The 24,937-nt window shown below is 46.3% G+C and carries 14 protein-coding genes and 1 riboswitch; of the genes, 3 read left to right on the forward strand and 11 right to left on the reverse strand.

Annotated elements, in window-relative coordinates:
• Window positions 1-10: 10 nt before the first annotated feature.
• The 4 genes from ASG93_RS18035 to ASG93_RS18050 all read right to left on the reverse strand — a co-directional run bounded on the left by ASG93_RS18035 (window position 11) and on the right by ASG93_RS18050 (window position 12,268).
• On the reverse strand, window positions 11-6,349 hold the full coding sequence (locus ASG93_RS18035; protein ID WP_056833934.1) for a DUF6531 domain-containing protein: 6,339 nt from the start codon (window positions 6,347-6,349) through the stop codon (window positions 11-13).
• 16 nt (window positions 6,350-6,365) lie between these two features.
• Window positions 6,366-8,363 (reverse strand): S-layer homology domain-containing protein, encoded by a 1,998-nt coding sequence (locus ASG93_RS18040; protein WP_056833935.1) that lies wholly within the window; start codon window positions 8,361-8,363, stop codon window positions 6,366-6,368.
• Between the two features lie 145 nt (window positions 8,364-8,508).
• The gene (locus tag ASG93_RS18045; RefSeq protein ID WP_056833936.1) at window positions 8,509-11,235 is read right to left on the reverse strand and encodes a stalk domain-containing protein; all 2,727 of its coding nucleotides are present in this window, start codon (window positions 11,233-11,235) and stop codon (window positions 8,509-8,511) included.
• Between the two features lie 56 nt (window positions 11,236-11,291).
• Window positions 11,292-11,386: riboswitch (cyclic di-GMP riboswitch) on the reverse strand.
• Between the two features lie 192 nt (window positions 11,387-11,578).
• On the reverse strand, window positions 11,579-12,268 hold the full coding sequence (locus ASG93_RS18050) for a 3D domain-containing protein (protein ID WP_056833937.1): 690 nt from the start codon (window positions 12,266-12,268) through the stop codon (window positions 11,579-11,581).
• Window positions 12,269-12,549: 281 nt separating this feature from the next.
• Between ASG93_RS18050 and ASG93_RS18055 the strand changes: the two genes are divergently transcribed.
• Complete coding sequence (locus tag ASG93_RS18055; protein ID WP_156410947.1) at window positions 12,550-12,891, forward strand: ArsR/SmtB family transcription factor; 342 nt, start codon at window positions 12,550-12,552, stop codon at window positions 12,889-12,891.
• Between the two features lie 2 nt (window positions 12,892-12,893).
• On the forward strand, window positions 12,894-13,427 hold the full coding sequence (locus tag ASG93_RS18060; protein ID WP_056833939.1) for an SRPBCC family protein: 534 nt from the start codon (window positions 12,894-12,896) through the stop codon (window positions 13,425-13,427).
• 209 nt (window positions 13,428-13,636) lie between these two features.
• On the opposite strand, the gene ASG93_RS18065 is transcribed toward ASG93_RS18060, so the two are convergent.
• Entirely contained in the window at window positions 13,637-14,320 is a 684-nt protein-coding gene (locus ASG93_RS18065; RefSeq protein WP_056833940.1) for a hypothetical protein, read from the reverse strand.
• Complete coding sequence (locus ASG93_RS18070; protein ID WP_056833950.1) at window positions 14,320-15,222, reverse strand: ABC transporter ATP-binding protein; 903 nt, start codon at window positions 15,220-15,222, stop codon at window positions 14,320-14,322. Before ASG93_RS18070 ends, ASG93_RS18065 begins: the two co-directional genes overlap by 1 nt.
• 933 nt (window positions 15,223-16,155) lie before the next feature.
• Between ASG93_RS18070 and ASG93_RS18075 the strand changes: the two genes are divergently transcribed.
• Window positions 16,156-17,070: a metallophosphoesterase family protein gene (locus ASG93_RS18075; protein ID WP_162262862.1), complete on the forward strand. Its 915-nt coding sequence runs from the start codon at window positions 16,156-16,158 to the stop codon at window positions 17,068-17,070.
• An 87-nt stretch (window positions 17,071-17,157) separates the two neighbouring features.
• On the opposite strand, the gene ASG93_RS18080 is transcribed toward ASG93_RS18075, so the two are convergent.
• The 5 genes from ASG93_RS18080 to ASG93_RS18105 all read right to left on the reverse strand — a co-directional run bounded on the left by ASG93_RS18080 (window position 17,158) and on the right by ASG93_RS18105 (window position 24,498).
• Window positions 17,158-19,353: a hypothetical protein gene (locus ASG93_RS18080; RefSeq protein ID WP_056833942.1), complete on the reverse strand. Its 2,196-nt coding sequence runs from the start codon at window positions 19,351-19,353 to the stop codon at window positions 17,158-17,160.
• 21 nt (window positions 19,354-19,374) lie between these two features.
• On the reverse strand, window positions 19,375-20,553 hold the full coding sequence (locus tag ASG93_RS18085) for an ABC transporter permease (RefSeq protein WP_056833943.1): 1,179 nt from the start codon (window positions 20,551-20,553) through the stop codon (window positions 19,375-19,377).
• On the reverse strand, window positions 20,550-21,275 hold the full coding sequence (locus ASG93_RS18090) for an ABC transporter ATP-binding protein (RefSeq protein WP_056833944.1): 726 nt from the start codon (window positions 21,273-21,275) through the stop codon (window positions 20,550-20,552). The genes ASG93_RS18085 and ASG93_RS18090 overlap by 4 nt, the downstream gene beginning before the upstream one ends.
• 36 nt (window positions 21,276-21,311) lie before the next feature.
• On the reverse strand, window positions 21,312-23,018 hold the full coding sequence (locus tag ASG93_RS18095) for an HlyD family efflux transporter periplasmic adaptor subunit (protein ID WP_056833945.1): 1,707 nt from the start codon (window positions 23,016-23,018) through the stop codon (window positions 21,312-21,314).
• Between the two features lie 379 nt (window positions 23,019-23,397).
• Window positions 23,398-24,498: a hypothetical protein gene (locus tag ASG93_RS18105; RefSeq protein ID WP_056833947.1), complete on the reverse strand. Its 1,101-nt coding sequence runs from the start codon at window positions 24,496-24,498 to the stop codon at window positions 23,398-23,400.
• Window positions 24,499-24,937: the final 439 nt, after the last annotated feature.

A 24,937-nucleotide genomic window follows, 5' to 3' on the forward strand; every position in this document is an offset into this window, starting at 1 on the left:
ACCTCTTTCTTCACTCTATCCCAGCACGTTTATTAAATTCGGGAGAAGTACGTTTGGCACTATCAATGATGTTTTCAAAGGACTTGCCTTTGTTGACTAACGATTCAAAACTTGGGCCAAGTTTATCACCATACTTTTCAATATTTCGGGCATAAATCTCTTCTAGTAGTTCGGGAGAGGTCATATCCTTATACTTTACTCCTATGTCCCTTCTGGCTTGATGTAGTGCTCGTGCGATGGCTTCTAAACTAGCTCCTGACTCTCTCATTGAAGATTCCATACTACTTAACCCTCTGACTTCTTGTACATAAGCTTGACGGACTGCAATATTAGCAGCAGCTCCCGCTTCTGGAGTTATCTCTTCTATAATTCGTTCTGCCCTTGCCGCAACAGGTGCTGATAGATAAGCAAACTCAACCGCTGTAAAACCAAGAAACAACCCCGATGTAAATATTTCCAATCCATGCTCAAATACAGGAGCGTATAGTTTCTTCTTTATAGCAAGTTCAATATCATTATCATTCTGTGTTACTGTCATATCCCCTAAAAGATACATGTAATACAGGTCATCGATGGTAATGTCCACAACGTTATTCAATAATTGAGCTTTTGCCCACTCAGCATTTCCGTCATTTCCGACAGCTAGACCAAATAAGTAATCTGATTGATTTTTATCAAAATATCCATAATAATGAACACTTTGATGAAGTTCATTTAATGCCCACGAAAAACCCTGTCCACTTGACTTACCCGTATTAATCAATTGATTTAAATCACTTGCGTTTCTTTGTTTAAAGAAACCACTAGGATCGATAAAGTTTATGGGGTTATTACTAACATACGCATAACCATTCTGACTTTGAGGATTCCAAAGTGAGCCCTTATACGTATCCTCACTAATAAACCGCCCAAGCTCCGGCTTATAGTACCTAGCTCTAGCATAAGACAGACCACTATAGTAATCATACCCTAATCCTGTATATCCGAAAAGGTTATCCGGTCCCGGCCAGTTAACGTCAAATTTCTTCGCGTCTGTTGGAATGCCGAATTCATCATAGTGGTAGCGTGACGATACGCGGCCGTCCTTTTCGATCAGGCCAAGAGCGCTGCCCAGCGCATCGTTCAAGTAGTAGAGTGTCCGGGGCGCTACGCCCGGCTCAGCTCCTGCCGTGCCGTCGTGAGGATCCCATCCGTTATTAGCGTCGTACGCTGGCAGGTAGTTCATGCTGATTCGTTCTCCACCTGCTCCATACGTATAAGTCTCTTTCCAGCGATAGTAGTCGTTCGCACCGCTTAATTGATCCTTATCCGTGACTTGAAGAGGTTCAGGAAGGGCTAGGCTAACATCGTTCGTATAATTAAATTCCCAATGCTTTTTCTTAAATTCCTTTTCCCAGCCTTCGCGCGGTCCTCCTGGATGCATATCCGGATAGGGTTCTTCCACTTGCCCACACTTCTTAGCCAGTCCTGGAGGTATGAATCCAGGCGGTACTTCATGACAATTAGCATTACTATTGCCATTATTTGCGTTACTATTTCCATTACCGTTCCCATTGCCCTGACCATTCCCATTACTGTGGTCGGTTGGACCATGATCAACATCCACGGTCATCTTCGTCCGGTTGCCATCTCCGTCGTATGTGTAACGAGAGATATCACCCTTCTCACTAACGTGCTGAGCGAGGTAGTTGGCTGCATTCCAGCCATACTGTTCGAGCACTTGAGGCACGCTTGTTGTAACTGATGCAGTGCTGAACGTTTGTCCGTATACGTTAGAAGGCACTGAAGTTCCACCATACACGAGACTGGATACGGAAAGCATACTCGCCGGCGTCACATCATCATTGTTGACGACTCCCATGACCTTGAGCAGATTACCTCGCAGATCGTAGGTGAAATCTTTGTAATCCAAGCCATTTTGCCAGTGAGTTAGCTTATCTACCCCATCATACGTATACTCCTCGAGGCTCGATATTCCACTCCAAGCGAGTTGTTTGCTCAGACGATTACCCACTGCATCATAGTTGTAATTCGTGGTAATCGGATCTGTTGTAGCTGTAGAACCAGGGTTGATCTGCTGAACTTGCTTAAGCTGGTTCAGTGCGTCATACGCATATTCCGTTATTACGGATTCCGGATGACCACTGCTATCCGTGTCGTCTTCGTCATTGCCGTCCGTGGATCGCTCCATACGAATCCGATTGCCGACAGGGTCGTATGCATAGGTCAATTGCTCGACAACTTTACCGAATTGATTGGCATGGCGAATGTTCATGACTTGACCTACAGCATCATATTGATAGCTGCTAACACCTTGTGTAGGCAATGTCTTTGATAAGAGAAGACCTCTTGCATCGTAGGCATATTGGGTCGTAAGTCCGCTTCCATCGGTCACACTGGTCATGCGATCTATCAGATCGTAGCCGTAGCTAACCGCGCTGCCATCCGGATAAGTCACTTTGCTCCGCTGATTTGTAGGTGTCCACTCGTAACGTATGGTTTGACGAGCCCCGTTCGTTACCTGCGTCAATCGATTCAATACATCGAAGGCATACGTTGTCGTGCCTTGTTCATCCTGCATCATCGTACGTCGGCCCAAAGCATCATATGCGTAGTGGACAGAGGTTTTGTCCGAATAAAGCATATCCGTTAGATGATTTACGTTATCATACTTATAGGAAGTCTTCTTCCCGTCCGGGTGTGCAATGCTGCTCATATTTCCGTTATCGTCATAAGCAAGCTGGGTCATTTGCTGCAGTGGATCAATTTGGGCAATTAATTCATCTCGCATATTATATTGATAGCTCGTCAATCGATTCAGGGCGTCGGTTTTCCCCGTGATGTTGCCTACTGCATCGTACGTATAGCCAGTCTTTGCTCCCAACGCATTCGTCACGGAAGTCAGTCGACCTAGCAAGTCGTACGAATAGCTCGTTGTTTGCTGTTTGGCGTCTGTTATTGCCTGAATGCGGCCAACAGGATCATAGGACATGTTCGTCACCTGATTCATGGCATTCATTATGGATGTTGTACGACCCAATGCATCATAAGTATACTTGTTAACTTCACCCGCTTGATCCTTAGACGAAATGACTCGACCAAGTTCATCCCTTTGCATAGAAGTCGTATTACCTAACGGATCCACCGTACCGACCAGCATGCCACGGGCATCATACTGCATCGTCCAGACTGCCCCATTCGCCTTCACAGTACGTATAAGGAGACCCGCCTCATCATAAGTGAAAGTTGTGCTATGAAGAGTTGCATCTGTCACTTTTACGATTTGACCTACAGGATCATATTCGTATATCGTGCTGCTGCCGAGCGCATTTGTTAATTTGGTCAGGCGTCCCAGCTTATCGTATTCATTCGTTGTTATAGCGCCGGATGCATCTGTTACGGAAATCGGCAGATTTCTTTTATCATACTGAGTGACGGTTACATTTCCTTTCGGATCGGTTTTTTTCGTCACGTTGCCATTGCCATCATATTCGAAATGAGTCACCAAGAAGACATCGTTGTCATGGTCACCCTTCTCGTGGACGATCATCGTATCCAGACGGTTGACGTTATTGTAATGGTATTCAGTAACGGCCCCCTTCGGATCGATCGTTTCCTTTACATTGCCGAATACATCATATTTCACCTTGCTCATTTGTTTAGTGTCAAGATCTCGAGAAACGGATCTATCCATAGAAGTCATATGATCGAAAGACCCGACATATCCCAGATGAGTTTCGCCACCTGCAGGGTCCCGGTGATAAATAAGATTACTATCGGTATCGTATTGGAACTCTTCTTTTTGCTGCAGCGCATCTGTTCTCGATTTTACACGATCCCTTTCATCGTATTCGATTCTGTTGATTTGATTCAAGGCGTCCGTGATTGATGTCACGCGATGCAGTCCATCACGTTGCAAATGCTGACGATAACCAAGCGGATCCGTCACGAATTCAGCAAATCCGGATGCGTCGTTTTTAATATTTACGGTTTCGCCCTTCGGATTCGTAATTGAGGTCGGCAAACCTCGGCTGTCATGTATGATCGTATAAGAATGCCCAAGTGCATCTTGAATGCCTGTTATATTGCCTTTTTCATCATAACCCAACAAGGTCATATTTCCGAGTGCATCAGTGATTTGATGTGGCTTATTCAAGCTATTGTACTCGATCGTTGTCACGTTTCCGTATGGATCGATAACCTGATGCATGTTCCCCTGCAAATCGTATTGGTAGGTCATCGTATAGCCATTACGATCCGTCTTGCTCGTTATATTATCATTTTCGTCATAATCGAAGTGTTCGCTTGTACCATCTAGGTACTCCACATCCGTTTGCCGATAACGAGCATCAAAATGGTACACCGTTGTGTGTCCTTCATCCTCGGTAACGGTTGTCATCTTTTGATCTGGCGTATACATCATCGTTCTGGTAACACCATAAAAATCCCGCTGTACGCGAACCCGCCCAGCCTCGTCATACTCATTGGTAATAGTCGCATCCCCATTGGGGTTCGACAAACTTGTCATCCGATGCTCATGATCGTAGCCGAACCGAATCTTGGCACCATCGGGCAGATGAATAACGTTCAATTCATGACGCAAGTCATTATACTCATACTCTGCATATCGTCCGGTTTGATCGGTTACGCGGGCAATTTTACCGCCGTTTCCGTATGTAAATGATAAACTTGCGCCCTCAGTCGATGCCTCTATGAGCAGTGTGCCTTTATATTTCAATTTTGTCATGTTGCCATTGGTATCCGTGATGCTTAGCAGCGCACCGTCTTCCCGGAACCGATACTTCCACTTCTGCGAATTTGTCATTTCATACGTGCCGTCCGTAAGCTTCTCAAGCGTATTAAAGAATCCCGGTGGCGTTTCGTATTTCCCATCTGACAACGGAATATATGGATACTTCGCTCCTTCCGGTGTAACTACATACATAATATTTTGATCTCTTAATTCCAACCGCCACTCGAAAGTGTGATGCCAGCCTACCCCCATCGCCCCATCGTAAAGGTCTCTGGATTGGTAAGTGACTGTAAATTGAAGTGGCATAATCGCCTGCAACGACAGGTTTGTATGACTGAATGCAAAGTTACCTGTAGCTAGATTAATTGGATCTCCAGTTAATGGACCAGGGAACTTTAGATTATGAGATTGTGCTTCTGCTAAAAAGTCTGCCTCGTGATCAATCACATCGTAAGAACGTAACGGATTGAAAATGAGCAGATTCCAATGCTTCATTACCCAGCCCGGACAAAGCTCGTGGTCGCTGCATTCCGGTACTGTGAGGCCGTTGTCATGGGCGATTAACTCAACTTTTTCATTGATAAGAGGGATCTCATAAACCTTATGATAATAGGCGGCTATCGCCGACCAGAGTACGCCGAAATCTTTGGCTACATATCTCAGCACGTTGATTTCCTGTGAACCTGCTGATTCCTTATTATCATATCCCCTGGTGACATGCGTTTTGATGATTGCGATCAGGTAGGGATCCAACTGTACTTCAACAGACCATTTTCCGATCATATTTTGCGGCGTTGTTGTGGAGTTTATTGGGAAATCATTGAAGTAGCTTGCATCTACAGATTTGCCATCCATCCAATTTGGATGCTCCCCCCACCATCCTTCGTTGTTGTCTTTAGGTACTACATCCGCTGTATATTCGGCCGTGCCAACGGATACTCCCGGATTATCATGGTTAAAATACTCAATCTCAACGGTAACGGTATTTTTCACGTTGGAAACGGCCGGGTTGTTGATTTCGGCGATACCGCTAATGACATGAGTAGTTTTGGTTAAGTCCGCGTTTGGATTTACTGTTACATACTTCGGCGCCGGCGGAGCTGGGTTGAAGATCGAAACATTCGAATCCACGCCATAATAAACCGGATTCCCATCGTCATCTGTTGTCGGGGCATCGGTTGGCGTTACGCAAACTTGATATGCGCCTTCTTGTAAAGGTGCCCCGTTTGTAAACCCATTCCAGGTAAATTTGTTATATACCGTCGGCTGCCCAGGCGGTGATGTCGGGTAGCTGCCAGAATGAATCATTTGCAAGAAATTCGGCACAATCCCTGCTGAAGGTTCACATATTTGAATGTTGGTAGAGTGGGAAGTTTGCTGGTGCCCGATATGCATATCCGGATCATTATAAACAAATGTGAGATCAGTCTGCCCTCCATAGATTGGGCTAAACTTATTAGGATTCACTTGTAAGGTAGTGCTTGCTTCCGCAATACCCATACGATCTCCGGGAAATAAGGGGACGCCGGATAACACGAGCACAATAGCCAATAGTAAGGCGATGACAGGCTTTCCTTTTCGCAATCTTTTTTTCATGATAGTTCCCTCGTTTTCAAAGTTTATGTAGGTGCTCTAATATACGGAGCATAACAATCGCAGCTTGAGCTCGGGTAGAGGCATCAGAAGGACGTAGTCCCTCGCTGTCTCCTTCGATCAGCTTCTGCTGGACAGCAAGTGCTGCATATGGTTTTGCCCATTCGCTCACCTTATCGGCATCCTTGTAAGTGAGTGCTTTGCTTAAATCAGATGGACTCATACTTTTCGCTTGCTGTTCGATTCCTAAAGCACGCACAAGCATCGCCATCATCTGCTCGCGGGTAATGCTTTGGTCAGGACCGAATACATCGCCATCCCCTTGTATAATTCCCGCTTTATAAGCTGCTTCCACCCAGCCGGCACTCCAATGAGCTGCGCCTACATCTTTGAATGTGGCCTTGCCACTTAGGTCTTCCTTCAACCCGAGAGCCCCGACCAGCATTTTCGTAAACTGTCCTCGGGTTAATGAAGCATCTGGGACAAAGTTGGTAGTTTCCATCCCATTGACGATCCATCTAGACGCCAAAATTTCAATCGGCTGCTGTGCCCAATGCCCTTTAATATCAGTGAAACGGACGTCATTGATCATTAATGAATAAGTACCTTCTTGAGTGATAGGCGTTCCGACATTACAGTCATTGCTATTCACGGTACCGCCGCTATAAACCCACTCTTTCAAGACCTCATCGTAATGATAAATACCCATCTTGAGCATTTGCTGTGGAGCCACTTCCCTATCTTTACATGAAAAGTTGAGCGCAAGCGGTTTTATGGCATTTTTGAATGAGATGCTCCAAGCTGCACTCACTGGCTTCAAGCTGCTCGGTGATGTTGCAATTGCTGCCTTATCCGTCGTTTGTTTTATTTCCACCCAAGTGTTGTCGGTAAACGTATCTTTATCAACTTTAAGCGAGACGTTGCCATGATCGGCAGAGAGCTCGCCTCCTTCGGGGCCGATTTGCTTTCGTGCTTCCTCTGATATAACCGGTGCCGATCCATATTGCGTAGGCTGTGTGTCTGGTGTTTCTATGCGTACAGGCAGCCGGTAAACAAATGCGCCATTCGATCCTTTAATAATAGATTGGCTGCCATTAAATCCATAAAACATATTGGTAGTCGATGGCGGGGCCAGTTCAAACGTTTCCTTGGTCTGTAAGTTTACGCCTTCGATAGCTGGCTGGCCATTCTGATCATCAATCCATGCGGCCGTACCGTTTCCAACCTTAACACTCAAGTATTCACGAGCTCTTAGAATCGCAGGTGTTAAATCCTTGGCTCCAGATACCGGCTCGATAGCGTTGATCATGACATACTTGCTAAGATCTCCAACATGTTGGAGCCAAACCGCGTAAGTACCGTTAAAATCGAACTCTAGTACGTATTCCCCATAACTTAGATCAACGACATTAGTAACGACTCCACTTTTGATATCATATAAGCTTAATCCGTCATTTGAATTCTTATATAACACTTTTCCATCGGCGACTTTGGGGATTCTTCCTTTTCCAATCAACTTGTCTACTCCTGTTGCAGAATCGTACACATACATCTGATTCTCATTGACCCCGTCATACCAAACAACATAGGTACCATCCGTACTGGCTTGAAGGAAATAACCCGGTTGCGAGTTAACTTTGGTTATTTGTTTGGATGTCAAGTTGTAACTATATACATCCATCTTAAATGACGATACATTGCTGGACCAGACAACAAGGTTGCCCTTCATGGAAGGATTGACCTTCCTATCGGTTGTATTAGTAATCTGAGTTTTAACTCCCGTCGTTACATCTTTCATATAAATCTGTTTGATCCCTTTATCATCGTTGTCGGCAAAGGCCATGTAGTTGCCGGATACCGTAATGTCGCCACCTTCTGGCATGACATCTGTTGGCGTATCGGAAAATGTATAGCTCACAGAAGCGTGAGCAACTATCGGAGGCCAACCTTCTAAACTCGTCCCATATAGAAGACATGCCAAACCTAAACATATCAGTCGTTTCAAACTTTTCCCCATTTTCGTTATTGCTCCCTTCGATATGCAAACCAAAATAAAAAAATCAAGCTCTGATTGCCTTTATTCCTATTGCTTGGTTATAGATAGATATGCCAAATATTACTAGTCTTATAGACTTAACAATTTTTATATGAAGCCACATTGTTTAAGCTTCAGGCTTACCGTCCTTAAATTTCCCTTGGAATTTCACGGTACCGTTTTTGTCATAAAGTACACCTTGACCGTTAGGCCCGCTCCAGTTAAATTCTCCTTCGTAACGTTCGCCATTTTCGTAATAATAAGTACCTTTCACAAGAAAATGTTGTTCGTACTGCCCCTCCGCCTTAAGCTGTCCGTTCTCATAATATTGTTTTCCAGCACCGCTTCGAGCGCCACCCAGGAATGATCCTTCATAATACTTAGCTCCAGATGGATAGTAATCGATCCCTTTGCCATCCTGACGACCTTGCTTGTATTCCCCTTCTCGGACAAGACTTCCCTTATCGTCATATTCCTTGCCGTAACCATCTTCCATGCTTTTTACAAAGTCACCTTCATATTTAAGCTTTCCACCCACATAATATTTTCCATGTCCGCTGAAGTAGCCATCTTTCATCCCTCCCTCATACCTCGGACGACCTTGGATGTACAGCTTCCCTTGTCCAGTAAGACTTCCAAAGACCTCCTGACCCTCGTACTTCAACAAACCGCTATCATCGAACTTGCGAATGACACCATTAGGCAACCCATCCGTAAATTGCCCGATAATAATCTCACCTGTGCGATCTTCACCGAGAAAATCCCCATCGAAATACATCGTGCCCCAACCCGTAAGCTTATTGTTTTGAAATTCAGCATCGTACCATAGCGATCCGTCATTGCGGTAAAGCTTGCCTTTACCATTCATCTTGCCATCTTTGAGTTGACCTTCGTACATGAGCTTGCCATCTTCGTCATACAGCTTACCTTCCGTACTCGCATCATACAGGTATACTGCCTTCAAATTGGGATCCCACACTACTTTGCGTCCTGTTGCTTCACCGACAAAACGAAGCGGAACGAAGGTGTAGCCTTTGTTTGAATAAGGCGCAACCGGCATATCCAGAGAATTCCCATTGTTGGAGGCTGATAGATTACCCAGCTGCAAGCTGAGCTTCTGACCTTCCTTTTCCCCTGTTATCTCCTGCGAACTTTCGTCCCAATGAATGGTTAATCCAAGCTTTTCAAAAATAGTGCGAAACTCCACTGTCGTGTAATTATCGTGCAGCTTGGGCAGGTCATTGAAATGCAGCTCTTCCCCGTCAAGGAATACTCGAATGGGATCCGCCTCAATTGTTTGAGCAATTCGCTTCTTCATCCAGTACTCTTGCAGAGGAATATCTGAAGCGTCATGCAGAAAAATCGCATAAATTCCCGGCTTTTCGATAGCTGCATGGATCCGATTAGCTTCTTTGTCTGGTAAGCCCCCCATATAAAACCATGAGTTGGATTCTAGTCGAAAAATACCAAGCTTATCTCTTAAATGCTGCGGCACCCTGCTTTCGATATAAGACATATGAAGTTGGATTTCTAACACCGTTTTATCCGGAAAATCAATATGCCACGGTAAGCTCACCATCATCTGTCCACTCTGCATAGCCTTTGTGAGCTCCAAATTCTTGTCTTCCGCTGGCTTCAGGATGATTTTGTCTAAACCACTTTCGACAAATGTATAAGGTGGTACGTCCAAAGTCACACTATTATCCGAGGATGCAGGATGGCCTTCTACTTGAGAATTGTCTTGTCTAAGTTCTTTGTATGTAAGTCCTTCTTTATAAAACCGTGTATCAAATTCAACAGCTTGAGGCCTTTGCTTGACATCTGGTACAGCGGATGAAAGAGTTTCTTTCTTCGCCGTGGGCGTACCGCTTACTTGCAGCGAACTCAGTAAAATGTTTCCGTCATTACCCTGAAGTGCGACTTGATCGTTGTAAATTCCGATCAGCTTAGACGCTGTTGTTTCGTTCGCGATAACGATTGATCCCCCGTATGTAAGCTCTCCAGCAGCAATCTCACTCTTCTCTCCATCCTCCGATGCTTGCCTCCAGACAATGAGATTGCTGCTAATGGCAAGCATCGTAGGCCAGGAAGTGTTTTTATCCATTTTCTTTTGGGCTAATACAGTGGGTACCGCATTCAGCTCATCCACATTCATCATTCTGACTTGAACTTCGTGTTCGCTAACTTGTTGCGTCCAGACGACCACTTTCCCATTGAACTTAAAATTGATAATATATCCATCTACTGGTTCCTTTATCGTCCTCGTTGTTCCTGAAGCACAGTCATATAACAGCAAACTTCCTTTCTCATCCTGCATAATGATTCTGCCGTCTGCTGCATGTGGATAACGCCCTTTAATCAGCTGCTTCGTTTGTTTTAACCCTAAATCGTAAACGTATATGTAGCTGTCTGTCTTATTCATATAAGCTGCATATCGCCCGTCCGTCGTGAGGTTTTCGACCATAGTATGGTTTATAATCGACTCCGACTCACCCGTACGGAGGTTAAGCAGCACCACTTCACGCCGATCGGCGAAATAAACTGCATAATCGCCTCCTGCCCATAGATCGGTTTTGTTTGTTTTCGCGTCGGTCAGCTGTTTCGTTTCCCCCGTGTTCAAATTACGATAAAATATTTGATACAAATTCGTTGCATCACTACCAATCCAAACTAGGTCGTTGCCTGAAATAAAAGAATTATTATAAGATTTACGTACAGGGGCAGGATAAGAAGTTTGAGTATCCTTAACCGTCACCGTCTGGTCAGCTAAGGCTGTATTCCCCTCACCCATACTTGAGAGCAACATGGCGATTAAGCAGCCTATTACCATTTTTTTAAAATGTGCTTTGATCATATCTCCAGCTCCAATCACACAGAAAGTTTTTGTAGACAATAAAAAACCAAGCCCCTAAAGGTAACCCGGCTATCGTCCCATGAAACGTGACTCATGGCTTAGACCCGTGGCTTTGCGTCTCCACCTTTCGATGGATTTGCCTTTGTTCATTATCGCTTGGTTTTTAGGTATTTTTACTCATTGGAACTAGTTATTTAGAACTGACTGTTTTCCATATTAATCCACCTTATTTCAAAATTCAACACTTTTCTACAAAAAAGAGGAATTCCATACAAAAGTGTGTGATATGACACAAAAAAAGGCCAATCGGATGTCCCGATTGACCTTTAGCCTAGCTATCGATTTATACATTCTCTCTATCTAGCAAGTAGACTTTCACATTCTTCTTTACGCCAAATTCTTGAGCTTCACTCAAATCATTCATGAATACATCAATCCTCGAACCGCGGATGGCCGAACCAATATCCTCTGCTTTACGAATACCGATACCTTCTATGAACACCGTAGATCCTAAAGGGATGATAGCAGGGTCCACAGCGATCGTGCGTCCTTCTTTGGCTTTAAGACCGCTATAGGTTATGCCATACATGGGATGGGAAGCCTTTTTACCTGTTGATTCAACGCCAGCCGTATAAGCTGTAAGGGTTGTGTTCAACACTTTTTTGATAATTTTCTTTTGACCATTTGGCAAACCAATCTCGGATTCACTCTTCGGAATCGTTAAACTTTGACCAATCGTTAGCTGGTTCGGATTTGGAATATTGTTAGTGTTGATAAGGTCATCTACGGTTACGCCAAAATCCCGGGCAATTTTGAACAGAGTATCTCCTCGATCCACTTGATACTCCGTCCTAGGCTTAACAAGCTCAGCTTGAACGGCTTCTTCCACAGTGCCTGCATTGCTTGCCACACTATACGTAGGAGGTAATTCCCCCCCATCTTCACTTTCAGGGTACGAATAGGCGGGCTGCACCTGCCACAAACAAAGCAGCAAAGGAAGCGTCAAAGTCACATAAAGAATTTTACGAAACATAGTATCTCCTCCTCTTAAAAATTAATAGAGTTATAGCTACTAGATTCGTCCAATTCTATGATTTATATACGTAACCAAAAAAATAAACAAGAAAAATGGGTAAAAAAATAAGAAGCATAATGTAGTATACAAAACGAATCTTAGCTTAGACTAACACATGTGAACGAATGTGAAAGAAGGAAAGACTGCCGGTCAGGCAGTCTTTTTGCTTTTCAACAAATTGCGATTGCATCCATAAATATTCCTTGACAGGAATATTCCACTCGGGGTATATTATGTTTATGAACAAGACTTTCAGTGCTCTTGCCGAGCCAAACCGCTTGCACATTGTCGAGCTCTTGCGTGACGGCCCCCTTACTGTCGGGGAAATAGCGGATCGGCTTGAGCTCCAGCAGCCCCAAGTATCCAAGCATCTCCGTGTGCTGAGTGAGGCAGAACTTGTCGAAGTACAACCGGCCGCGAATAAAAGAATCTATAAGCTGCAATTTCAGTCGCTCAAAGAGCTGGATGGCTGGCTAGACTCTTTCCGCCGCATGTGGGAAGAGAGATTCGATCGCTTGGACGATTATTTGCAGCAATTGTTAGAGAAGGAAAAGAAAAAACAATTTGATTTGGAGGATTAGACATGACGCAAGAAAAAGCAGGGAATAACTACAATGCCACCGTAGAAGGAGGCGAGTTGGTTCTTACTCGCACCTTCAATGCCCCACGTGAACTCGTCTTCAAAACATGGACTGAGGCTGAACATTTAGCTCGTTGGTGGGGACCAACAGGCTTCGAATTAAGCGTACACACCTTAGATCTACGCCCAGGCGGCAGCTTCCACTACAGCATGAAATCGGCTGAAGGCTTTGAAATGTGGGGCAAGTTTGTCTACCATGAAATTAATTCCCCTGAGAAACTCGTCTTCGTGAATTCATTCTCTGATGCAGAGGCTAACATTATCCGAGCACCATTCAGCGAATACTTTCCGCTTGAAATTATGAATAAGTTATCTTTTACTGAAAATGAAGGAAAAACCACACTGATCATGCGTGGAGGCCCTATCAATGCAACTGAGGAAGAACTTAAGTTCTTTGAAGGCATGTATGAATCCATGAAACAAGGCTTCGGCGGAACGTTCGATCAGCTCGATGCATACTTAACCAAAGTCGTATAAGAGTTTTTGCTGGTTTAAAAGATGGTTTTTTGCGCCACTCTAGCAGCACTTGCCGATTAAGGCATGTTGCTAGGGAGGCGTTTTTGTTTTTGGGGCTTACGCCAAAGGCTGGTAACCCGCATACGCGGCTTGGTTCCACCTCTTGCGGATCTCGATCAGGAAACTAACAAAATAAACCCACTGCAACCGCAGCAGGCTTATTCTTAGTCTTAAACCGTCGCTCGACGAAGCAATCCATAAGCTGCCATCAAGTACAGGACAACCAAAGGCACCATCCACCAGAATATATCCATATAATTGTGAATGACCCAATCCAAGAGACCGCCCCACAATCCAAAGTGCGTGAAGATATAGGAACTTACCGTACCAATCAAAAGCAGGGATGTAAAAAAGATATACATTGAAGCGCTGCCGAAACGACGGTGTAAGCTGGATATCGCGAACCCGAGGAAATACATATGAAGAAGTGCAATAAGATAAATACTCCACGTGCCTGTCAGCGAAAGATCGTTTAGAATTTGAACATTAAAAAGGTGCAATCGAACTCCCCATCCATGGGTCGCCTCTTCAATCACCGACAGGATGGCAAGTACCAAGGCTGAGCAAGCATTGACAATAATTGCTGTTACAGCCGTTCCAAAGAAGTAATCCTTCCTTCGAATACTCAGTCCCAAGGCAAATGGGAAGGTTTCTTTAATCGTGATCGTTCCTGCTACAAGAGTGTAGACGAAAATCGAAATAATCGCTCCCGTGTTTATGGACTCATTAACTTCTATCGAAGTCGCAATAATCAAATTGATCAAAAAGTTTGCGCCGACAATGGACCACGGGATAGCGAGCCATGTCATTTTGTTCCTCAAATGCAGCTTTACTACCTGGTTTACTCGATTCATTATTCCTCAGTCCCCTTTCCCGCGATTGACGTGCGTGTCAGATGAACGATAAGCTGCTGCATAGATACTGGAGCGAATTCAAGTCCCATCGCCTCCGCTTCCTTTCGATCCCGGTCACTTAAAACACCTAGAATTGTGGCCGATGCAGCCGCACCAATCGCCGTGCGTCCAAGCAGTTTTTTGCCTTGCGTGAAGGAATCCACAGCTGTCGCTAGACCGGAAACCGTGCAAGCACGACCGCGAAGAGCATCCGCATCTTCATTCATAATCAATTTGCCGTTGTCGATAACCAGCACGTGCTCGAGCAAGCGGCTAACTTCGTCGATGAGATGTGTGGAGAGAATAACAGTCCGAGGAAACTCGGCATAGTCTTCAAGCAAGCGATCATAGAATAGGATTCTTGCCACAGCATCCAGCCCCAAATAAGGCTCATCGAAGATAGTTAAAGGAGCACGGCTAGCCAGACCGACCACAATACCAACGGAAGAGAGCATCCCTCTGGACAGCTTTTTTATTTTCCTTTTCAAAGGCAGACGGAAATCTTCAATCAAAGCATGCGCATAAGCATGATCCCAGTTCGGGAAAAGCGATCTCGCAACCTCAATGACATCTACGACACGGAAGCTATCCGGATACTTCTGGCTTTCTTTAATGAAGCAAATTTGATTGAGCACACGGCTGTTCTCGTAAGGCTCTTCCCCAAATACCTTCAACTCGCCGCTTGTAGCGAACTGCTGAGACGAGATCATATGCATGATCGTTGTTTTGCCTGCACCGTTTCTGCCTAGCAAGCCATAGATTTTATTCGCTTCAATCGAGAAACTTACATAATCCACTGCCGTCACTTGGTGATAAAAGGCTGCAAACTGATTCGTAGAAGGCACTTGCGATTCTTCCGGCATTCTTGCTTCTATAATGTCGTCTTCAATACGCTCTGCAATTTGCACAAAAATCGGGCGGCTATCGTCAATCATTAGTCCCATTTCTCTCACCACCACATTGGTTAGTTACTCATGTAATTAACCACATAACCAACTGACTTAAAAGTCAACAGAAAAACTGATATTTGGGCTGGGCAGCAAAATAAATAAATTCCCTTGGAACTGGGAATACCACTATGGTATGGGCTTGCTGTGTTTTTTGGGGAGTAATGGGTTTAGGTGTAGAGGCAAAGCGAAGCGCTAAAGCCAAGCGCAAGAGCGAAGCGCAAGAGCGAAGCGCAAGAGCGAAGCGCAAGAGTGAAGCGCAAGAGCGAAGCGCTAAAGCGAAACTTTCAGTTGAAATGCTGAACATTGTACGCTTCGCGTACTTGTGATTCAAGCAGAAAAGTGACTTGCTCTGAGCTACCCCATCTGGTTCCCAAGGTTAGCAAAGTTGTACTTTGTACAACATTAAGTGAGCGAATCCGCGAATTCTCGGCGATTGTTGTAAAAAATACAACATTTTAGCCCAAAAACAGCCCAATATCAAGAAATAAGGCTTTTTTGTTGTACAAACTACAACAATCTCAGCTTTATGAGAATAAATGGACAAAAATGTTGTACGCCGTACAACTTCCCCTCCTAAATGCCGGGAAAGATAGCTACCCTGAGTTGGATTCCATTCGTTCACTCTTAACTAAACAGAAACCAAACCAGCAACTCATTCCCAGAAAGAAACACTAAGTGAGCTTGAATGTTTCCTACAATCTAAATCCGTACTATCTATCGCTAAGCATGCTAAATAAGGACAACCGATAAGTCTAATTGGAAGGTGAATCCGAGATGAAATCATTAAAGCTGCGAATACTTATCCTTAGTTTTCTTCTATTGTTGACCCCAGCGCGAGGCACAACCTTGGCTAGCGACAAGGTCGAACAGCCGCTGGCTGCGCCGTTGTTTTCGTTCTCCGTGATGAGCGATGTTCACATCACGTCCTACGACCAGGTCGCTCAGCTGCGGCTGAGCCAAGCCCTGGCCGACCATCACGCGCTGCGCCCGGACAGCAAGCTGCTCGTCTTGAACGGCGACCTCACGAATGGGAGTGAGGCCGACTATCGCAGCTTGCTGGCGCTGCTCGGCAGCAAGCACCATGCCCCTGTGCATGCGACCATGGGCAACCACGATTACTACGGCGTGTGGCGCACGACGGAGGGTGGGCTGGATACATCGAAGATGAATCCAGCATGGTCGAGCAAGCAAGCGGTCGCGTTATTCGACCGCATGATGGGCTACGATAAGCCGTATCACGAGCTTATCGTGGAGGGCTACCGCTTCCTTTTCCTTAGCGGGGAAGCGTACAGGGACGTGAACGCATCCTACGGTGAGGATGCGTTCCTCTCGCCCGAGCAGCTCAGCTGGCTGCGCGAGCGGCTTACGGCCGCGGGCTCGGCGGACGCCGGCAAGCCCGTGTTCGTGTTCCTCCACCAGCCGCTGCCGCAGACGCTGGATGGCACGGATCGGGAGCTGGGCGTCGTCCAGCACGAAGAGCTGCGGGCGCTGCTCGATGCGCACCCGAATGTCATTCTGTTCAGTGGTCACACCCACTGGAACCTAGAAACGACCAGACAAGTGAAGCAGCTGAAGTTCCTTGCCGCTTCCAGCGCTTCCATCCGGGAGGTATGGAACGCGCAAAACGTGCCCGAGACGCAGGCAATTAGCCAAAGTCTCATCGTGGACGTCTACAAGGACCGCGTGGTGATCATGCGCCGCGAACACTTCAAAAAGCGATGGATTGAGCCATCCATCGCCAAAGGATATGACGCAAAGTAAAAAAGACTGCCCGACAAGGCTAGAAATAGCCCGATGTCTGGCAGTCTTTTTTGGTTTAATTCTTTTTATATTCAGTCCCCATCAATACTAATGAAACTGCTTAATCAGACGCTTAGCCGTCCCATTCGGCGTCTCAATGACCTCGTACATATTGACGACCACGCCGGAATCAACCTGCTCATCTTTCAAACCGGAGACGACAACTTTTTGCTTGCCGCTGGTTAATTTCCCCGTACCCGTCAGCGTTGCAGTTTGAGTGCCTACAATACGGCCAAGGGAATCGACCATATCGAATTCAATTTTGGAGAAGTTCGAATCGATAATCACCTGATCTTCATGGGTAATGTCTAGATCCAGATTAAGCTGGTAGGAGTAAGTCCCGCTGTTATACAGCCAGCTTATCGAGCTGTCATTCACTTTGAGTGAGAAAGGATACAAGGCAAGCGTATCGCTTTCAGTCTCTTTTTGCAGCGCTACCCGATAGGTACCGACAGATACATTGCCCTCGGATACAGACTTATCGTCATAAACGTTCAATGCGAATGTTTCATCATCTGATTCTGTTTTATTCGGAAGCAGGTAGGAATAGCTCACCACATAAGAACTTCCCGGCGTAATTTGAGTCGCAACTGCACTTTGGCGAGAGCCCGTGTAGGTATTGCCTTTGCTATCGATGAGCTCATTTTGAAGCTCGGGAAGGGCAAGGGTGCTTGTTCCGTTATTCGTGATTTTGTATTTGGCTACGGCTGTTTTGTAACCTAGATCGTCGTTCTCGAGAGCATGCAGTTCGACTAGAGAGACGTCTAGATTTTTGTTAACAACAGAGCTGTTGTTGAAAATTAGCTTGCTGCCAAGTTCATAGTTCACAGCTGTAATAAAGCCGCTCTGCGCTTCACTTGCCCCCTTAAGCTGGAAGACGGCAACAGGCATTTGGCCGGTTGTCGCTGCAGCACTACTGCTGCCAGTTGTAGACGCCCCAGAACCGGTTGTCGCTGTTCCAGAAGAAGTCCCGCCGTTCGATGTACTTGCTGCCGAGCCGGATGCCGAGCTTCCTGAGCTACTCGTGCTACCCGTGTTAGCCTTCTGCCACAGCACCAGCTGAGCCGCATTCGGATCAACACCTGTTGGCAGAATGGCGTTGAAATAGTAAGAAGCCGTCTCCTTTGGAGCCAGGTAGCCGCTGCGGGCGGAGTTATCTGTGGATGTAACGGACGTGCCGGCGTCGCCGAACTGATAAGAAGCAGAGAAGGATGGCACAGAGGCGATCGCCTCTCCGTCATTACTGAGCGTGACAACGGTCTGCACATGCACACCATCATCTTGAATCGAATACGTCGACGTATTCGCCTTCACGGTAACCTGCTCGCCCTCCTGCTGCCCAGCATAAATTTGTTTGGTGCCAAGCGCTGCTGTTTGAAGTGAAGCATTCAGACTAAGCATACCCAGCGAGACATCCTCGCTTTGGTTCAAGTAATAATATTCCAGCGATAGGCCACTAGTCGGCATTTGCCTAGAAACGAGTGTTTTTAACGTCATCGTATCCGATTGATTCGGTAGGAACGTTGTATCGGAACCGTTAGCAACCGTAGAAGTATATTTCAGTCCGTTAGCATCCACTAGTCTAACTTGTAGACCGGAAGGCAGCTTAACGCTGCTCGAGCCTAAGTTTTTTGCTGAAACTTGCGTATACATGTACCATTTTCCATTTTCCGTTACCCGAACGCTTTGGCCTAATTGAAAAGCAACGGAGGCATCATTGGAGAGTGTACTATCGAGTGCATGCAAATTAATAATTTGCTCAGGCACCTTAACCTGTCCCTCCTGCACAATCGAGGAAACAGGAAGATCGCCAAGATGATTCATGAAATCAGCTTTGCCGAAATCCCAACGGAACACATCAACCTTTAGTTGATCGGCTGTTTCACCAGCTGGCAGATTGGCGTAGAATCGGAAGCTTTGATCCTGTCCAGGGGAGACACTCGCACTCTTTTTCTCGCTTAATTTCGCTGTATAGCTGCGTCCTGTTTGATCTGTAACCCGTACCCCATATTGGTTAAAATCGATCGATTGGCTTTCCCCGTTATGTAAAAGAACGGAAAACTGAAGAGATGAAGACGAAAGCGCTGCTTGGTTTAATGTAAAATAGGAGGAGTTCGAGATATAAACCGCTTCGGAAGCCGCATAAGCAGCGGGAGCCACCCACGATGCAGCCCCTAAACTGCCAGTCAGCAGCAGGGCCAAGCTCATATGTTTGAGTGAAATCGATGATAAATTGCGAATCATATCTTCATACCTCCTGTGGACCTAATCAAAACGCAGTGCGTCGATAGGTTTTAATTTTGATGCTTTGTTGGCCGGATATAATCCGAAAACAACACCAACCAAGGCCGAGAATAAGAATGCATAAAGTCCTACATTTATAGATAAACTCGTTTGTTGACTGGGGTTAATATACGGCCAAGCTAACGATAAGCCGATCCCCAAAATCAACCCAATCAACCCACCCATGCCGCTGATCAGCGTAGCTTCAACCAGGAACTGCAGCAAAATATTTCTCCGCTTCGCGCCAATCGATTTCCGAATCCCAATTTCCCGGGTGCGCTCACTCACGGTTACGAGCATGATATTCATGATGCCGATCCCGCCTACCAGAAGGGATATCGCCGCTACCGCAACTAGCTGATTGGTCAATGTGCTGGAAGCCGTCTGTCTGGCGCTGATTAATTCGGATGAATTCAAAATGTTATAACCCGTTGTACTTTTAAATTTATTAAATAAATACATCTCTAAGGTTCTTTGTGCCCGGCTCACCTCATCGCCAGAAGCTGCTTCGACGTAAGCCGTCCGAATGTTGCCCAGTTTAAAATCCCTGCTCATAGTAGGGAGAGGTACAAAAACCGAACTATCGAGCGACGTCCCGTTTGTATTGGAGCCCTTCGTTTTGAGCACACCGATAATCGTGTACATATATCCGTTCACATTAATTTCTTCGTCAATCGGGTCATCCGTACCGAAAAACTGCTTGGCCACATCACTGCCTATGACTGCAACGTGATTGCGGAAGTCTAGATCAGCTTGTGCCAGGAAGCGGCCGTTAGCGACTGTCCCCTTTTGCAAACTTAGATATCGATCATTGGTTCCAATGACATTATAGGTCTCTGTTGTCCGGTCATATTTGATACTGGTACTATTTCTAGTCATCGTTGGCGCAATTGCACTGATTCCCGATGTATTTTCAAGCTGCATTATCTCATCATAATTCAGTTGTGTAGCGCGTCCGTTGCCCATCAGATTAACCGTCAGCAGGTTCGTTCCCAGTCCTTCGTACTGCTTTTCAATCGCTTTGGACGTGCCTTGACCTATCGAAACTAGCGTAATAACAGAGCTAACGCCAATGATAACGCCCAGCATGGTCAGCACCGTACGAAGCGGATTCGAACGCACCGTGGCCAGCGCCATTTGAAAAAGCTCCCAAATTCTCATGAAACCGCCCCCTCAAACTTACGTTCAAGCGTTGGCTGTATTTCGTTTCTTTGATCGCTTATGATTTCTCCGTCACGCAGCGTCACGACGCGCTTAGCATTGTCTGCAATGTGATGATCATGGGTGATCAAAACAATCGTGTTGCCTTGCTGATTCAGCTCCTTAATCAATTCCAGCACCTCAATGCCCGTCTTCGAATCCAGTGCGCCAGTCGGCTCATCGGCTAGAATTAAGGACGGTGATATGGCCAAAGCTCTGGCAATAGCTACCCGCTGCTGCTGCCCGCCAGACAGTTCACTGGGCTTGTGATGTCCTCGCTCCCCCATCCCCAGCTTCTCCAGCATCCGCTGCGCCTGTTCTCTCCGCTGTTTGGCTGGAATGCCTGCATAAATCATTGGCAGCTCTACGTTTTCCGTCGCAGTAAGTCTAGGCAGCAGGTTGAACTGTTGGAAAATAAAGCCAATTTTGCGATTGCGCAGCTCTGCAAGCCCGTTGTCCGACATCTTCTCAGTCGCTACACCGTCTAATGTATAGGAGCCAGAAGTCGGACTATCCAGAAGTCCGATCGTATTCATTAACGTTGACTTTCCCGATCCACTGGGACCAATGATGGCAACAAAATCTCCTTCCGCAATATGCAGGTTAATGCCGCGCAAAATCTGCAATTCCTCTGCACCCCGAGCATAACTCTTCGTTACCTCGTTTAGTTCAATGATATTCATCGAATCACTCCTCTCCGTAGGGCTATGGCTCACGGCTTAGCGGCCCGCTCCTCCACTATTTTGCGTTCCACCACCGCCTTGGCCACCATTCCTACCAGTGAAGTTGCCTCCATCGCCACCAGTGAAGTTCCCCCCGCCGCCACCTGGAAAACCACCTGCCCCCCCAGGAAAACCTTGCTGCTGTTGATTCGTCGTTGTCGCTCTGCGCACCGGCATCACGACCTCGTCGCCTGCGTTCAAACCACTCACCACTTCAACCTGCGTCTTGCTGCGAATACCCAATTTGATTTCGTGCTGCTCTTCGAGAGTGCCATCCGCTTTCTTCAACGTAACGGTAGACTTTCCTCTGGTTGTTGTAACCACTTGGATCGGAAGCACGAGAATATCTTTCTTATCTTGTATAAAAATTTCAGCTGTCGCGGTCATCGCATATTTCAAATCATTTTGATCCGTATTCGGAATCGTTACCACAGCATCATACGTTGTGACCCCATTCGTCGTTATTCCAACATTAGATACGGAAGTCACTTCACCTTGGAACGTCTTGCCGGAGATTGCATCAACCTTCACGGTCACCTTCTGCCCCACCTTGACGCTTGTTAAATCGAGCTCATCTACAGCAATAGCCAGCTGCATCGTGCTTAAGCTCGCTACGGCTCCCAGTGTAGTATTGGCGCTAATTTGTGCGCCTACTGGATAATTGCGAAGCACATTGTTTTTACTATTGGCAAAATCAGCTGAGAACACGCCATCGAACGGCGCTTTGATCGTCAATTGATTTACTTTCTGCTCTGCATCGCTCACACGGATTTTCTGGCTTTCTATGGCTGATTGCTTGCTAATGATATTGTTTTGAAGGTCGTCATTGAACAAGGTGGCGATCAGATCGCCCTGTTTCACCGTTTCGCCATCTTTAAATTTCATGCTTTTTATCGTTCCGCTTGCCTCTGCGAAAATAGAAGATGTGCGCACATACTCAAGCGCCACCTGCTCGGAGGAGTCGATTTTACCATCGCCGCTGCCGATGCTGCCTTTTACCTTAAGGCCTGCCGAAAGCGTCCCGTCATTGCTAACCAGAACCTCCACCGTAACCACTTTGTTCCCGTTAGCATCCGCTTTAATCTCATGGTCTATCGTATCCACGGCTCCGACTTTGGATAATAAATAGCCATCGACGCTAAGCTCTACAGGGTCACCTTTTTTCAACTGCACTGCTTCTTGCAGGGAGAATGGCAGCCTCACTTTAAACTGCGATGTATCTGAGATCGTGCCGATCTTCGTAGTTTTATTGACTTGACTGCCTACATCCAGATTGGCTGGCAATGTAATCTTCCCCGACATTATCGCTGAAACACTCATATGATTTTGTTGATCCTGCAGATCTGCAAGCTCTTTCTCAAGCTGCTGCAAGCTGACCTGGGCTTCCTTGAGAGTCGTTTCCGTTGAAGGCACCGACAACTCGACTAGCACATCACCTTTCTTGACCGCCTGATTTTGCGTCAAATTCATCGTTTTGATGATACCATCTATGGGGATCACAATATTTTGCTTGTCCTTGGCGTCCAGCTGAGAAGTTCCTGATACCGTAGAGGATATCGCCCCTTTGGTCACTTTCATCGTTGTTTGCTGTGTTGCTGCAGACGTTGGCTGTGCCTTGGTATGTACATAATAGTAAGTTCCCGCTCCGCATAGAATGGCAGCTAGGGCCACAATGACCCATCTTTTCTTCCGGCCTAATTTCATCCTTAATGCCCCTCTCCCAGTTACCCAGACTATCCACCGCCCAGGCCATCACAATCCTCACTGGACTTAGTGTAAATGGGATCGCTGAAACCTGTCTGAGCGTAAGCTGAATATAAGTTGAACATAAGCTGAGCGTTTGCTGAAAAATATGGGGTCTTTGCGGCTGGAAGATTCGTCGACGACGGCTTGGTGACTCGACAAATGATTGCCGGGCGGTGTGAGCTTAAATTGTATCAAGTAGTCAGAGGGATTCTCCCGCCAATCGCACACACTTTAGTGATGAAATTCATCACTACAGCGCGGAAATCCGAACTCATTGGCTATCACTGGGACGGCAAAAAAGCCGCCCACATAGCGAGCAGCTTCCTCCAATTCAATTTTAGTTCGTAGCAGCCGGAGCTGGTGTTGGTGCTGTTGGATTGGCAGACGGTGTGCCTGCTGGGCGCTTACGGTCAGTGCCTTTTTGCTCAACATGCTTCTTAATGGAATCTGTCATTCCGTCTTTGATCTTGTTGACGAGATCATCTTCACTGATACCTTTAGCTGTAGCAACATCCAAGATCGATTTGCCCGCTTCTAGTTCCGTTCTCAGCTCATCTTGCGTGATGCCCAGAATTTGTGTCAATACTTCAGGGTTCGCGAATAGCCCACCAGGGCCTCCAGGGCCTCCATGACCGCCGCCTCTACCATCCCGACCGCCCTCTGGACGCGTGCTTTGCACTTGTTTCGTCAATCGATCGGATAAGCCGGACAACATTTGGTCTGCTTGTGCTTGCGTTAGTTTACCAGCTGTAACCTCAGCGTTGATGGCAGTGGTTTCTGATGCAACTAGCTTAGCTACATAGTCTGCTTCCGTTAAACCTTTTTCCACGGCAAAAGCCGATAATGTTTTGCCAGCTTTCAACGCATCCTGCACAACACTTTGCTCCACGCTAAGAATCGTTGCTGTTTGCTCTACAAGATTGCCGCCGTGACCTCTGCCCATACCACCGCGATCGCCACCTGGGAATCCGCCTTTGAACCCGTTCGCTTCAATACGCTTCGTCAATTGATCAGTCAGACCACTGAGAATCTTATCAGCCTGCGCTTGTGTTATTTTGCCCGCTGTTACATCAGCTGTAATCGTAGCGGTCTCTGCTGCGACTAGCTTTTGCAAAAAGTCTGCTTTCGCAAGTCCTTTCTCCTCTGCAAATGCAGCCAATGTTTTGTCCGCTTTCAATGCGTCTTGTACGACGCTTTCCTCAACGCCCAGGATTGTCGCTGTTTCTTTTACCACGTTAGCACCCTTGAAGCCGCCGTGATCTCCGAAATCTCCACGACCTTTGCCTCCCGGTCCTGCTTTTTGAGTTGATGCGCTCGTTGACGTGCCTGTCACCGTATCTGCAAATGCTTGATTATGTAAGGCTCCAACAAAACCAACTCCGAGTATAAAAGAAGCTACCAATGAACCTGTAAGAATTTTTCTGCCGATGTTTTTCATAATTTGTTTCCACCTTTTTCTTTATTTTTTTTGTTTCTTCCTTACAAAACCAAGTATAGACGCCTAACCTGAATCTCATCTGAGTGTAAACTGAAGGTTGGTTGAGAGATTTCTGAGGGTTGGCTGAAAATGGTAGATGCCTACAAGGCGACTCTCAGATGTAGTTTGGCTTGTTATCATCGACCGGCTAGCCCTCGCTTACCCCGAAACCAAATAAGAGTCTCAAGAGGCTCTTATTTCCCGCCATTAGCCACCTTTTGGCGAAATAGAAGCTTCTGGAGGCTCCTATTCACGCGGAATAACCCCCAAACAGGGAGCGTCGGCAACAAATAGGAGTCTCTGGAGACTCCCTCTGGGGCCAACGTTTTTCTCTCATATACTCGCTCATTCGTAAGATTTCAACCTCTTGATCAAAAGATGACATATTCAGTTAGACAGG

Origin of the sequence: Paenibacillus sp. Soil787, assembly GCF_001429545.1 — a bacterium.
Lineage (GTDB): Bacteria > Bacillota > Bacilli > Paenibacillales > NBRC-103111 > Paenibacillus_E.